This window comes from Mesorhizobium sp. ORM8.1 (assembly GCF_053005525.2).
Window position 1 is genome coordinate 6,646,121 of the sequence record NZ_CM132600.1, and the last position, 12,854, is coordinate 6,658,974.

At 62.1% G+C, this 12,854-nt stretch carries 14 protein-coding genes and 1 pseudogene; 5 read left to right on the plus strand and 10 right to left on the minus strand.

The annotated features are described in order from the left end of the window. Positions 1-212 precede the first annotated feature (212 nt). On the plus strand, positions 213-1,235 hold the full coding sequence (locus ACVDG8_RS33110; protein WP_447252229.1) for an acyltransferase family protein: 1,023 nt from the start codon (positions 213-215) through the stop codon (positions 1,233-1,235). On the opposite strand, the gene ACVDG8_RS33115 is transcribed toward ACVDG8_RS33110, so the two are convergent. The 3 genes from ACVDG8_RS33115 to ACVDG8_RS33125 form a co-directional block, all read right to left on the minus strand. Next, positions 1,236-1,724: an SRPBCC family protein gene (locus ACVDG8_RS33115; protein ID WP_447252230.1), complete on the minus strand. Its 489-nt coding sequence runs from the start codon at positions 1,722-1,724 to the stop codon at positions 1,236-1,238. It lies immediately after the preceding gene. Positions 1,725-1,891: 167 nt separating this feature from the next. Further along, positions 1,892-2,404 carry a GNAT family N-acetyltransferase gene (locus ACVDG8_RS33120; RefSeq protein ID WP_447252231.1) on the minus strand — a complete coding sequence of 171 codons (513 nt, stop codon included), beginning with the start codon at positions 2,402-2,404 and terminating at the stop codon, positions 1,892-1,894. Beyond that, positions 2,404-3,168: a copper homeostasis protein CutC gene (locus ACVDG8_RS33125; RefSeq protein WP_447252232.1), complete on the minus strand. Its 765-nt coding sequence runs from the start codon at positions 3,166-3,168 to the stop codon at positions 2,404-2,406. The genes ACVDG8_RS33120 and ACVDG8_RS33125 overlap by 1 nt, the downstream gene beginning before the upstream one ends. Positions 3,169-3,346: 178 nt before the next feature. On the opposite strand from ACVDG8_RS33125, the gene ACVDG8_RS33130 reads away from it, so the two are divergent. Next, positions 3,347-3,802 carry a carboxymuconolactone decarboxylase family protein gene (locus tag ACVDG8_RS33130; protein WP_447252233.1) on the plus strand — a complete coding sequence of 152 codons (456 nt, stop codon included), beginning with the start codon at positions 3,347-3,349 and terminating at the stop codon, positions 3,800-3,802. 51 nt (positions 3,803-3,853) lie between these two features. Here the strand turns inward: ACVDG8_RS33130 and ACVDG8_RS33135 are convergent, their stop codons facing one another. The 4 genes from ACVDG8_RS33135 to ACVDG8_RS33150 all read right to left on the minus strand — a co-directional run bounded on the left by ACVDG8_RS33135 (position 3,854) and on the right by ACVDG8_RS33150 (position 7,670). Next, entirely contained in the window at positions 3,854-4,285 is a 432-nt protein-coding gene (locus ACVDG8_RS33135; protein WP_447252234.1) for a cupin domain-containing protein, read from the minus strand. 221 nt (positions 4,286-4,506) lie between these two features. Beyond that, on the minus strand, positions 4,507-4,845 hold the full coding sequence (locus ACVDG8_RS33140) for a PsiF family protein (RefSeq protein ID WP_455707390.1): 339 nt from the start codon (positions 4,843-4,845) through the stop codon (positions 4,507-4,509). Between the two features lie 72 nt (positions 4,846-4,917). Further along, on the minus strand, positions 4,918-6,516 hold the full coding sequence (locus ACVDG8_RS33145; RefSeq protein ID WP_447252236.1) for a DHA2 family efflux MFS transporter permease subunit: 1,599 nt from the start codon (positions 6,514-6,516) through the stop codon (positions 4,918-4,920). Beyond that, the gene (locus ACVDG8_RS33150; RefSeq protein ID WP_447252237.1) at positions 6,513-7,670 is read right to left on the minus strand and encodes an HlyD family secretion protein; all 1,158 of its coding nucleotides are present in this window, start codon (positions 7,668-7,670) and stop codon (positions 6,513-6,515) included. The genes ACVDG8_RS33145 and ACVDG8_RS33150 overlap by 4 nt, the downstream gene beginning before the upstream one ends. Before the next feature lie 405 nt (positions 7,671-8,075). Here ACVDG8_RS33150 and ACVDG8_RS33155 point away from each other — a divergent pair. Beyond that, positions 8,076-8,303: pseudogene (locus ACVDG8_RS33155) on the plus strand (Arm DNA-binding domain-containing protein); the annotation flags it as partial. 42 nt (positions 8,304-8,345) lie between these two features. Further along, positions 8,346-9,395 (plus strand): tyrosine-type recombinase/integrase, encoded by a 1,050-nt coding sequence (locus ACVDG8_RS33160; RefSeq protein WP_455707872.1) that lies wholly within the window; start codon positions 8,346-8,348, stop codon positions 9,393-9,395. 155 nt (positions 9,396-9,550) lie between these two features. Here ACVDG8_RS33160 and ACVDG8_RS33165 read toward each other — a convergent pair whose 3' ends face one another. Further along, the gene (locus ACVDG8_RS33165; protein WP_447252239.1) at positions 9,551-9,865 is read right to left on the minus strand and encodes a helix-turn-helix domain-containing protein; all 315 of its coding nucleotides are present in this window, start codon (positions 9,863-9,865) and stop codon (positions 9,551-9,553) included. A gap of 89 nt (positions 9,866-9,954) precedes the next feature. Here ACVDG8_RS33165 and ACVDG8_RS33170 point away from each other — a divergent pair, with 89 nt between their 5' ends. Further along, positions 9,955-10,617 carry a hypothetical protein gene (locus ACVDG8_RS33170; protein ID WP_447252240.1) on the plus strand — a complete coding sequence of 221 codons (663 nt, stop codon included), beginning with the start codon at positions 9,955-9,957 and terminating at the stop codon, positions 10,615-10,617. 37 nt (positions 10,618-10,654) lie between these two features. On the opposite strand, the gene ACVDG8_RS33175 is transcribed toward ACVDG8_RS33170, so the two are convergent. Further along, on the minus strand, positions 10,655-10,867 hold the full coding sequence (locus tag ACVDG8_RS33175) for a helix-turn-helix transcriptional regulator (protein WP_447252241.1): 213 nt from the start codon (positions 10,865-10,867) through the stop codon (positions 10,655-10,657). Between the two features lie 713 nt (positions 10,868-11,580). Continuing rightward, positions 11,581-12,780: an IS256 family transposase gene (locus ACVDG8_RS33180; RefSeq protein WP_023780675.1), complete on the minus strand. Its 1,200-nt coding sequence runs from the start codon at positions 12,778-12,780 to the stop codon at positions 11,581-11,583. Positions 12,781-12,854 lie beyond the last annotated feature (74 nt).

A 12,854-nucleotide genomic window follows, 5' to 3' on the forward strand; every position in this document is an offset into this window, starting at 1 on the left:
TCCAGTTGTTGGTGGCATGGCACGGAGCGCGGCAGCCCTTTGCTGCAAGCAAACCCGGCCTCCTGCTTGCCGGGAACTGCCCGGCCGAAAATCTCGCACTTGCACAAACTGATATTGCACTGCAATATGCCAGCGGGCGGGAAAGCGATCTGGGTTCGGAGGCGCTTGCCGCCGGTTGCACCCTTTCGCGTATCGAGTGCGAAAGGATCGGCATGTCCGAGATCTCCGCGACCCAGATGGTTCTTCCCAGGTCGGCCGCCGAAAGCGTGCACAGGGCGAGGCTCACCTATCTCGACGGTTGGCGCGGATTGTCGATCGCCCTAGTGCTGATCGGCCACTTCTTCCCCGTGCCGGGCATCAATCTCGGCGTGCTCGGCGTCGAGTTCTTCTTCGTGCTCAGCGGCCGGCTGATGGGCGAGATCCTGTTCATCGAGCGTTTTCCGTTGAAGAAGTTCTTCAAGCGCCGCTTCTCGCGCATCTATCCGGCGCTGCTGGTGTTCGTGATCGCCGCCATGATCGGGCTTTCGGGAACGTTCATCGCCTTCAAATGGAAGGCGGCGCTGACGGCGCTGACATTCACCTACAACTATGCCGGCATTCTGATCAACCGTGCCGGCGCGCTCGACCATATCTGGTCGCTTTGCGTCGAGGAGCATGCCTACATCATCCTGGCGCTGATCAGCGTGCTGGTGACCGGGCGGGCGAATGTGGTGCGGCTTCTCCTGGCGCTTTCGTTGCTGGCGATGGCCAACGGCGCGATTTCATATTGGGTTCTCGGCATGGATTACGAGCACAGCTATTGGCGCACCGACGTGCATATCGCATCCATCCTGCTGTCGGCTTCGATCTGCCTGCTGAAGGCCGATGGCGGCCTGCCGGCCGTCCTGAAGAGCCCGCACCTGGCGCTGGCGGCGGCGCTGGCCGGGGTTCTGCTGTTCCTCAACCCGGTGCCAACACCTCTGCATTACATCCTCGCCGTGCCGCTGCTGGCGCTCGCCGTCAACACGCTTGACTTCGCAGGCGGCTATTTGACCGGTTTGCTGTCATCGCGGCCGATGGTGATGCTCGGCCTGTGGTCTTATTCGCTCTATCTGTGGCAGCAGCCCTTCTACAAATTCGTCGATGAGCAGGGCAGCGCGGCTATCCCGATGCTGGCGGCGGTCTTTGCCTGCGCGCTGTGCAGCTATTATGTGGTCGAGAAGCCCGCTCGCGCCTGGCTGAACCGCAACTGGTGATCAATTGGCTCCTGCCGCCTTCTGGGCGGCCAGATAGCGGCGAAGCCCGGCCTCGCCGCGCGGTGTCGTCCAGCGATGGTTCCAGGCAAAAGCGGGCCTGAGCAGCGGCGCCAGGAATTTCAGGATCGGCCTTTCGACCGTGACCTGCCAGACGAGATCGACATGGGTGCCGGGCCCGGACGGCGACAGTTCGGCCCGCCACAGCCCGTCGAAATCGCCGAAGGTCTTCACCACCACCAACCGGGCCGGCTCCAACTCGGCCGCCTCGATGAGGAAGTTGAGCTCGTAGGGCAGGGCGCCGCGGGCGCGTGCCCTGGCGCGCGCGCCGACGACACCTTTGCCCTTTTTGTCGAGCGGTTCGATCTCCTTGTAGGCATCGCCCCACCACAGCGGCAGCAACTGCGCATCCGACAACACGTCCCAGACTTCCTGTGGTGTTCCCTCGGGAATCTCCCAGCTTTCGTCGAAGCGAAAGACATTGCTCGGCATGCTGCGCTCCCGGCTAGAGGAACACTTACATTAGCTTTTGCTTGTTTTTCTGGCCAGTGGTGAGGGCACTGCTCAGTTCGCGATGGGCTTAGAGCATTTCACCGTTTCACGGAAACGGCGAACCGCTCTAACTCTTTGTTTTTACGCAATTCCGGACAGAAAACCGATCACACTTTTCCTGGAATTGCTTTAGCCCAATAGCGCACCGATTTCTTGCCGCCATGAATGACGGCCTCGCCAACCTCACCGAAGCCGAGGGCGCCGTGGAAAGCATCCGACGCCGGATTGGGCGGATCGGCGTTGACCTCGCAGGTGACGACCACGTGGCCGGCGCGCCGGGCCTGCTCGAACAGATCCTCGTAGAGCCGCCGGGCATGGCCGCGGCCGCGCGCCTCAGCGGCGACGACGACGCGGTCGACATAAACGAAACGCGGGTAGCGTTCGCAGAACCAGAGGAAATTCGGGCTGTCGTAGCGGGCGTCCTGGTCGAAGCACAGGATAAAGGCTTCGAGCGCGCCGATACGGCGCGTGTAGAAGGCTTCTTTGAGCAGGAAAGACAGACGATCCGCCTCCAGCCAGGAGAGTTCCGCCGCGTGCTCGTTGTTCAGCACGAGTACGGCCGCCTGGTCGGCAAGCGAGACGCGTTCGATCAGCGACCGTTCCATGGCTCTTTCAGTCATCAGGCTCTCGCGGCCGCGATGGTTGCCGCCACCAGCGCCCTGTCGGTCACCGTGTTGCGGTATTCACGGTCGAGATCGGTGCCGCCCATGCCGACCTGCGGGTTACGATAGCGCATGGTGCTCGGCATGTCGGCAAGCGCGGCGAAATGCATCTCGGTCAATCCGGTCAGCCTGCGCACCTCGCCAATATTGTCGGGCGCCAGGCCGCCGCAGCCGAGGATGATGATGCGATTACCGGCCTGGCGCACGAGCTGAGCCAGGAGCTCCGCGCCGTCCAGCGCGGTGTCGCGCTGGCCGCTGGTCAGCACGCGGCCGACCTTGCAGCGGATCAGCGCTTCGAGCGCTTCGACCGGGTGGCGCGTCATGTCGAAGGCGCGATGGCAGGTGACGTTGAGCGGGCCGGCGGCCTCGACGAGCGCACTCATACGCGCCTCGTCGATGGCGCCTTCGGCGGTCAGGCAGCCGACGACGACGCCGGCCACGCCGAGCTCGCGAAGCGCGCTGACGTCGGCAAGCATCGAGCGGTATTCGGCTTGGCTGTAAAGAAAATCGCCGCCGCGCGGGCGCACGATGACATGGAAGGGGATGGTCGCGTTCTCGAGCGCGACACGCACGGTGCCCAGGCTCGGCGTGATGCCGCCTTCGACGAGGCTGGCGCAGAGCTCGACCCGATCGGCGCCGGCGGCCTGCGCGGCGAGCAGCCCGTCAATGCCTTCGACGCAGATTTCGATCACGGGTTTCAAGGCGTCGGTCACTGGCGTCATCCATGGTTGGCGAGATGCGCAGCCCTAGCATCCGGACCACCGCCTTGAAAGGCGCAACGATCGGTCCAGTGCGGTCAAAAATTGGTCGCTTGACAACCCATAACCTGAAAGTTATGAGTCAATTCATAGCCGGACGGTTATTGATTGACCGTCAGCCGCCAAGACAAGGAGACGATCCGTGGAAGCAAGATTGAAGAACCCGGTGATGCTGATGCCGGGCGCGCTGCAGGCGCTGCTGGCGCTGGACAAGTCGACCGAGGCAGGCGAGGTGCCCTATGTCACGCGCAAGCTCATCCATCTGCGCGCCAGCCAGATCAATGCCTGCAGCGTTTGCGTCGACATGCATGCGCGGGAGCTGAAGAAAGCCGGTGAGAAAGACGAGCGGATCTTCGCGGTGGCGGCTTGGCGCGAGACGCCTTACTTCACGCCTGCTGAACGCGCCGCGCTTGCGCTCACCGAAGCCGCGACGCGGCTGGCCGACCGTTCGGATGCTGTGCCGGATGATATCTGGGACGAGGCCGCGCGCCACTATGACGACAAGGCGCTCGCCGCTTTGGTGATCCAGATCGCGCTGATCAACGCCTTCAACCGGCTGAACGCCACCACCCGCCAGCCGGTGGGCGCATGGGGCTGAACAAATTGTCGGCCATCTGCCACCAGGCGGCTGACAATTATTTGCCGGCTGTCATTGTTTCAGGATGGTGTTCTTGGCGCCTTGTTCGACCTGGTCGATTACCAGCAGCTTGACCGGATCGGCGCCGATGTTGGCGGCCTGGTGCCATTGGCCGATCATCTCGATGATGAAGTCGCCGGTCTTGTAGGTGTTGCTGGCGCCGGTCTCGACATTGGTGACTTTGAGCGTTCCTTGCTCGACATAGGCGTAACGCGGGAAGGGGTGCTTGTGAACCGGCAAGGTCGCGCCCGGCGCGATCTGGTAGGACGAAACCTGGACCTCGACATTCTTCTGCGGCAGCGTGATCGGTTGGCCAGACGCGGTCGTCGTCTTCGATGCCAATGGGGTAACGACGACCGGCGTGTTGCTGCTGTCCAGCGCATTGGCTGCGGTCGCATAAACGGTGGCTGTCAGCAGCAGCATCGATGCCGAGATGTTTCGCATAGGCCCCTCCAGTTTGCCGGACCATCGCCTGACGCAAATCGATGCGCAACCATCCTTTTGCAACGCGCTGGTTTTTGGGTGTTGCCGCCAATGCCTTGCCCGAAGAGAAAGGCCCCGGACATGCCGGGGCCTTGGGCACTTGCATTGTCGCCTTGGCCGGTCGACGGGCTGTATCGCCCGATCAGGAACCGTGCCGAGAGGCGATCCGCCTGGATTGCGGATCAGCTGGGGGCTTTGCCGCCGTTCTTTTTGCAAGCCGAGCGGAACTTCTCTCGATCCTTGCCGTGAAGGTTTTTTTGGTCCGCCAGCGTCGAGCATTGTTTCGAGATCGCGGTCTTTTCGGGCGTCATGGCGGTTTTCGGCTTCTTCGTGGTTGGCGCCGCGGTCGTTGTCGCGGAGGGCGTCGTTGTGGTTGTGGTCGCCGTCGCCGCGACAGCTCCGGTGGTGACAAATCCGGCCAGGGCGAAAGAGGCAAGAAGACGTGCTGCAGCTTTCATTGCGAACTCCGTTGTTCGAGCTCCCCCGAGGCGGAAGCTAACACCGGACTGGCGTTGCACCATGCCGAGCCGCGCCGCCGGCGGACACTTTGTCGTTACCAGGAAAACCGCATCCCGTGGCAGGACTGTCTTGTCCTATCGCTTGGCTGGCCCGGGTTTGGGCGACCGCAGCAACAGGGCCACTGGCACAAGCAGCGCCGTTGCTATCGCGCAATAGAAGAAGACATCGACATAGGCGAGCAGCGAAGCCTGCCTGCCGATCTCATCGCCGATCCAGCCCACGGCCTGCTGCCGGGCTTGGGCCAGCGGCGAACCTTCGGCGACAAAATGGTCCGTCACCTGGCGAAGCGTCTGTTGATAGGCTTCGCTCGATTGCGCGGTGTGGCCGACCAGCACCGACTGATGGAGCTGAGCGTTCTGGGCAATGACGGTGTTGGACAACGACACGCCGATGCTGCCGCCGAGATTGCGGGCAACGTTGATCAACGACGAGGCCTGGTCGGTCTTTTGCGGCGGCAGGCCGACATAGGCCGCGGTCGAAATCGGGATGAACAGGAACGGCAGTCCGATCATCATGAAGACCCGGGCATAGGCGAAGAAGCCGAAGCTTGCATCCGGGGTCAGCGAGGTCATGTGCCATAGCGCCACCGCAACGACCGACATGCCCATCATGATGAGATAGCGCGGCTGAACCAAACCGCCGGCGAAACCCGAAATCGGCATGAGCAGCAGCATGGCGATGCCGCCGGGCATCATCGACAGCCCGGACAAAGTGGCTGTGTAGTCAAAGGTCGTCTGCTGCAGCTGCGGCATCAATTGCGTGGTGCTGAACAGCACGGCGCCGACGGCCATCATGACCACGAACGACATGCCGAACTGTCGCGTGAAGAGCAGCCTGATGTCGACGATCGGATGGCGCCGGGTCCATTCCCAGGGGACGAGCAGCAGGAAAGAGACGGCCGAGATCACTGCGAAAGTGGTGATGAAGGTCGATGCAAACCAGTCGTTGCGCTGGCCTTCATCCAGGAACACTTCCAGGCAACCGAGCGCGGTCGCCACCAGGAGGAAGCCTATCCAGTCGATCCGCAGACCGCCGCGCAGCCGCTCGCGCCGTTCGCGTTCAATGATGTCGGGCTCGACCACAAGCCATTGCACGAGGGCCAGCGACAGGATGCCGAAAGGCACGTTGATGAAGAAGATCCAGTGCCACGAAAAATTATCGGTCAGCCAGCCTCCCAGAGTAGGCCCCACGGTCGGCGCGACGATGACCGCGATACCGTAAAGCGCGAAGGCCTGGGAACGCTTCTCGGGCGGAAACGTGTCGGCGAGGATCGACTGCTCGCTCGGCGCCATGCCGCCGCCGCCGAGGCCCTGCAAGATGCGAAAGGCAATCAGCGTTGACAGGTTGGGCGCGAGGCCGCACAGCAACGACGCCAACGTGAAGGTGGCGACGCAGATCATATAATAGCGCTTGCGGCCGATGACGCTGGTCAGCCAGCCGCTGACCGGGATGATGACGGAGTTGGCAACCAGATAGGTGGTGATCACCCAGGTGCTCTCGTCCATGCCGGCGGCCAGGCTGCCCGCGATGTTGCGCAACGCGACATTGGCGATCGAGGTGTCGAGCACCAGCATGAAGGTGGCGATGGAGACAACGATTGCGATGAGCCAGGGATTGCGACCGCCGGCCGCCGACCGGCTTTCGTTACCCTGGGCTACCGCGAGATCGCTCATCTTACCTTGACCGTCGGCACCACCGACATGCCTGGGCCGAGATAGACGTCAGGCGGCCGGTCGAACACGATTTTCACCGGCACGCGCTGCACCACCTTGACGAAATTGCCGGTGGCATTCTCGGCCGGGAGCAGGCTGAAGGCGGTGCCGCTGCCGGCCTGGACGCTGTCGACGTGACCATGGAAGGTCTTTTCCGGATAAGCGTCGATTGCGATGTCGACCGGCTGTCCGGGCCGCATCAGGTCCAGCTGCGTCTCCTTGAAGTTCGCGCTCACCCAGACATCCTTGGGCACGAACATCATCAGCACCTGGCCAGGCTGCGCGTAGGTGCCCTTTGCGGCGCTGATGCTGGTGGCGTGCCCGGCGACCGGAGCCATGATGGCCGTGCGCGTCAGCGTGGTCTTGGCCTGGTCTTGGGTGGCTTGCGCCTGCTGCAACTGGGCTTGCGCGCTCTTCGCCTGCGCGCCCAGCACGGTGATCTGGCTTTTGGCGGCCTCCGCATTGGCGCCGGCGGTAGCCAGCGCAGCCTGGTCCTGGCGCAAGGTCGAGGCGGCCTGGTCGGCCTGCTGTTGGGTCGCGGTGCCCTTGGCCAGGAGTTCGCGGTTGCGCCGGTCCTCGGATGTGGCGAATTCGAGCGCGGCCCGCGCCTGCGCGACCTGCTTCTGCGCGGCATCGATCTTGGCGTTCTGCGCCTCGGTCTGGGCTTGCACATTGGCGATGCCGGCCCGCGCGGCCGCCACGCCGGCCTCGGCCTGTTGCAGCGAAGCCTGGTAGTCGCTGTCATCGATGCGAAGCAGGACAGCGCCAGCCTCGACCGGCTGGTTGTCGGTGACGGCGACATCTGTGATGCGTCCGGAAATCTCGGCGCCCACGGTCACCGTGCGCGCGTCGATGAAGGCGTCGTCGGTCCATTCATACTGGCGCGCGTTGATCCACCACATGACGCCGCCGGCAATGCAGATCAACAGCACGACCACGACAGCGCCCGTGGCGAAGGGATGGCGCCTGACGAAACTCAACCTGTTGCCGCCTGGTTCGTCGCCTTCCCGGTTGCTTGCCTCGGACGACACAGAATCGGTGTCCTTGGCGGGCACGGCTTGTTCGTCGTCGCGCTCGGCGGGCTTGGCCTCCCGTTTGGGTCGTTCGGTCTTCACGTCCAATGCAATCGTCCCAGCAGTCGGCACCCGCCAGGCAATTCAACGGACGTTTTCGGCAAAGGTTCCTGGTGTCGATTGCCGCAGCTTCCGTTGCGCGCGAGGCGACGCGAGCGCACGGCTGGACGAACAGGATGAGTATCAGAGGTGAAAAAATTGGCTCCCCGGGCCGGATTCGAACCAGCGACCAACCGGTTAACAGAGGGTTTCCAATGCGATTTGGTGGACCAGCGTGCGACAGCCTGAATTTCTAAAAATTCTATTGATAACAAGTAATTAGCGTTTCATCCCGTCGCGATCTGTCGCAGCCGGTATCGACAAAGCTCGTGGTTTTCTGTAGATTATTCTGTAGATCACTCACGGAACCCGGGCAGACCGGTTGTAGCAAGATTGGTCGCTGGACAGATGCCGAAACTCGAACTCACCGACAAATTCTGCCAGGCCGCCAAGGCCGGCTCCGGCCGGAAAGCCGACTATTTCGATACGACCGTAAAAGGTCTTGTGCTGCGCGTCTCGGCGGGTGGGCAAAAGACCTGGTTCGTGGTTTACGGGCCGCCCGACAAGCGGCAATGGTTGAAGCTCGGCACCTATCCCGAGACACCGCTCGGCACCGACAAGGGTGCTCGCCAGAAGGCCAAGGACACTCGTGCAAGCGTGCAAGAGGGCGGCGACCCTGTGGCCGCCAAGAAGGCGCACGCCGCCTCGATGACCGTCTCTGATTTGGTTGAGAGCTATCTTACCCGCCGGGCATCATCGCGGCGGTCGGTCGATGAGATTGCGCGCCGGCTGCGCAAGAATGTGTCCGGCTATGACGCTGACGGAAAGAAGGTCGAGAAGGCATCATCTGGCTGCATCGGCGAGGTGAAGCTCGCAGACCTGCATCGTCGCGACATCACCAAGGCGATCGACGCGGTGAAGGACCGGGGCGCGGCCGTTGAGGCGAACCGGGTGTTCGAGGACATTCGCGCCATGATCCGATGGGGGCGCGGTCGTGGCGATCTGGACAGCAACTTGACCGAAGGTATGACGAGGCCGACTGAAACGGTCGAGCGCAACCGCGTGCTGACGGCCGACGAGATCAAGACGATGTGGGCAGCCTTGCCCGAAGCCGACATGCGGGAAAGCACCCGCCGCATTCTGCGCCTGTGCCTGGTTTCCGCACAGCGTGTTGGCGAGATCGCCGGCATGGAGCACGGCGAACTGGACTTGACACGCGGCCTTTGGACGATACCAGCCAGGCGCGCGAAGAACGGCCGCGACCATGTTGTGCCACTGTGCGAAATGGCAATCCGGATCATCGGCGATCAGATCGCCGACGTGAAGACGCTGTCGGAGCGCAAGGGCAGGGCGGTACCGCCTTTCGTTTTTCCTGGACCGGGCGGCCGTGCAGCCCTCACCGGCGCATCTGTCCCGAAAGCAGTGAAGCGAGAAGAGATCAGCAAGCGCGGCGTGGCAATGATCATGGGCATTGCACCGTGGACGCCGCATGACCTACGGCGATCTGCTGCGACGGGCATGGAAGAGATCGGCATTTCGCCGTTCATCGTCGGGCAAGTGTTGAACCACGTTTCGGTGACCAAGAGTACGATCACGTCGCGGGTATATGCGCGCTACGATTATATGAGCGAGAAACGGGACGCCTTGGAGCTTTGGGCCGATCGGCTTGCCGGCATTATTGCAGGCAAGGGCAACATCGAACCTCTGCGAGCGAAGGCAGTTGCATGAACCGGTCTGCCCAGTCGTCGTTCGACCCGAATCCTTCCTGCTGCTCGCCGAAGTCTTCGCGGTTGATCTTGATCCCTCTGACTGCCGCCGCAATCGAATGATTGTCGGCTAATGGACGCGCTTTGCCTTGCCTACCGGGAGCTACTTCACCGATCCTACGTCCTTTCGGAACGCCGTGACAGACGCACGCCGACACCACCGCCATTTTCAGGAATGAACTCGATGCCGGCATTCTCAAGCGTTTTTTGGAGGAGGTATCGCGTTCCTGTTTGAGGAACAGAACGGTCGTTTTCGAAATTGCGAATGGTAACAGCACTCGCGCCGGAGCGGGTGGCGAGGTCCTCTTGCGTCCATTTCAGCAGCGCTCGTGCGGCGCGACATTGAGCAGAATCCATGTCGCAAACTGGTAATAACTCATGAAAATCGCAAGCTTTTTCGGAAAACGTTGACAGTTGCTTTCTAAAAACCAATAATCCTTTCGTTTTTAGAAAGCGGCCGCACCGAATGCGCGAACACTAGATGCGGCCTCACCACACCCCAGCTGTTAGGAGCTCGGATCATGGCTGATTCCAACAATAGCATGAGTGCGTTTTTCGTCACCCGGCGGCGCTTGCTAGCGGGTGCGGCCACGGCCGCGGCGGCATGGCCCTTCCAGGTAAAGTCGCGGGCCGCCGAACTGACGGACGGCAGCAGCGCGGCCGATCCTGCTCTTCGTCTGTGTGGTAACTGGCAAAAGATCCACGATGAGACACTGGCGCTGTGCCGCGAACAGCAGCGGTTGGAGACACACCTCGCCAGGACGGTCGGCTTTCCCTGCGCCAAGCTGCGGCTTGCCGATGGTACGGACGTGACGCTCCATTCCATCGAAAGCCTGAACGATGCCTACTCGCCTGAAAAAGAAGTAGAATGGGGCAGGGCGCTTGCGGATTTTGCGGCCCACCAGGCGCGCTGGGACGCTGCTGATGATGAGATCGGCTATTCGAGAACAGACGAACTGATCCGGCAATCGGAAACAGCCGAAAGCGCACTTCTGGATGATCTACCGGAGACAGCGGCCACGTCCATCGAAGGCGTTTTGGCCAAGCTCAAGGTCATCTTGCGTGACGGTGAGCACTGGGAACATCCAGACGATTTCCCCTGGCCGCATATCCGATCTGTGCTGGTTGACCTCTCGCGCCACCATGAATATCGATCCGGCGACGCCATGACCGCTGCGTTTTGATAAAGGCCAGGCTTTCGCGCAGGGCGGATCACCCTCATCACAACTTGTCGCCCTGGTCTTGCGGCCGCCACGAAGCGGGATTGGCGATCCAGCGGCTGATGGCGGATTCGTGCCATCCGGCGCCGTGGATACTGATCTGGATCTGGGGTGGGAACGTACCTTCGGCGATCTTGCGGTAGATGGTGGACCGGGACAGACCGGTCCGGGAAAGGACGGTTTTCAGGCGAATGATACGGTCTGGTTCGGGCATAGTCGTGCTGCCTCCTACTGGCTGTTTCTGGCTGCTGCTGATCCAGAAAGGAGAGACAGTTACGGGCGCGCAAGAGGGCTTTGCGCATCGTCGTAACCCGACGTAGAGACGGCGGCAAATAGGACGGGTCTAAAGTCCAATGCCGCGGCCTTGGCTAAGGTCGTGATTGAAGGCGAGTTCCAGGCCGAAACGAAGGCCTGACACTGAAGAAACCCTGCCAGGAGACGGACCATTTGCGCCCAGAGTCCAGTTTGCCTGGGGTTCTTGGAAGCTTTTCGAACTTTCTGCCTTACTCCTCCAGCCGAATTACACGTACTGATGAAGGAGATTGGTACGTCCGGTTACGCCGTGGGACAGACTTGATCATGGAGGCGTCCGCTCACGATCGGGGGTTCGAGTCGGAAGACCGCTACATCGCTAGACCCACTATTGAAGGGGCATTCTTTTGCTATCGGAGGCACGCCGCTTAGTCGAAGCTCTCCAGTTCTGAGGGCAGAGGTTGATTGCTGCCCTCCGAAGGCAGAGGTCACAGGTTCGAATCCTGTCGGGCGCGCCAATTTTCTTTATAATTCAAGTATTTATGCGAAACTCTGCCCCGATCTCACGTAGAGGCTAACTCGGCGTAAGCACTGGCGGGTAGTTTCGATCGTGTCCCGGGGAGTGGTGTAGCTGACGGCATTGGTCGCCGTGCTCTCCGGCATGGGCCGGGCTGATCAGCGCGCCACGGCTGGCAAGCTGATCAGGGGATCATCGCTCATCTGGCTGATCGTTTCCAGAGTCATATATCTGGCCCGCTGCACTGCCCATTCATCGTTCTGTTCGAGCAGGATTGCGCCGACCAGACGCACGATCGCATCGTCGTTCGGGAAGATTCCGACGACCTCGGTGCGCCGCTTGATCTCGCCGTTGAGACGCTCGATCGGATTGGTCGAGTGCAGCTTGGCGCGGTGTTCTTTCGGGAAGGTCATGTAGGCCAGCACGTCGGGCTCGGCGTCGTCCATGATTGTCGCCAACTTCGGCACCTTCGGCCGGATCTGGTCGGCGACGGCGCGCCATTGCACGCTTGCGGCCTCGGGCGTTTCCTGGGCGAAGGCGGTGGCGATGAAAGCGGAGACGACCCTGCGGCCGCTCTTGCCGGCATGGGCCAGCACGTTCCTCATGAAGTGGACGCGGCAGCGCTGCCATGTCGCGCACAGCACCTTGGTGACGGCCGCCTTGATGCCTTCATGGGCATCGGAGACGACGAGCTTGACGCCGCGCAGGCCGCGGCGGGTCAGCTTGCGCAGGAACTCCGTCCAGATCGGCTCGGCCTCCGAGGTGCCAATCTCCATGCCCAGCACCTCGCGCCGGCCGTCCGCGTTGACGCCGACGGCAATGATGACGGCGACCGAGACGATGCGGCCGCCGCGGCGCACCTTCAGGTAGGTGGCGTCGATCCACAGATAGGGCCAGTCGCCCTCGATGGGTCTTTCAAGGAACGCTTTGACCTTGCCGTCGATCTCCTCGCACAGCCGCGAGACCTGGCTCTTCGAAATGCCGCTCATCCCCATGGCCTTGACCAGGTCGTCAACCGAGCGGGTCGAGATACCCTGGACGTAGGCCTCCTGGATGACGGCGGTCAGCGCCTTCTCGGCCATGCGGCGCGGTTCGAGGAAACCGGGGAAATAGCTGCCCTTCCTGAGCTTCGGGATGCGCAGCTCGACGGTGCCGGCGCGCGTCTCCCAGTCGCGCTCGCGATAGCCGTTGCGCTGGGCCGTGCGCAACGGGTTCTTCTCGCCATAGGCGGCGCCGGTGGCGGCCCCAACCTCCATTTCCATCAGCCGCTCGGCGGCAAAGCCGATCATCTCGCGCAGGAGATCGGCATCCGGGGTCTTCTCCACGAGCGTGCGCAGGTTCATCATGTCGTCGGTCATCGGTGGTCCTTCCGAATTGGGTTGGCGTCAACAACCAAACCCTACCGGAAAGCGCCGATGACCACCGCAAGCCG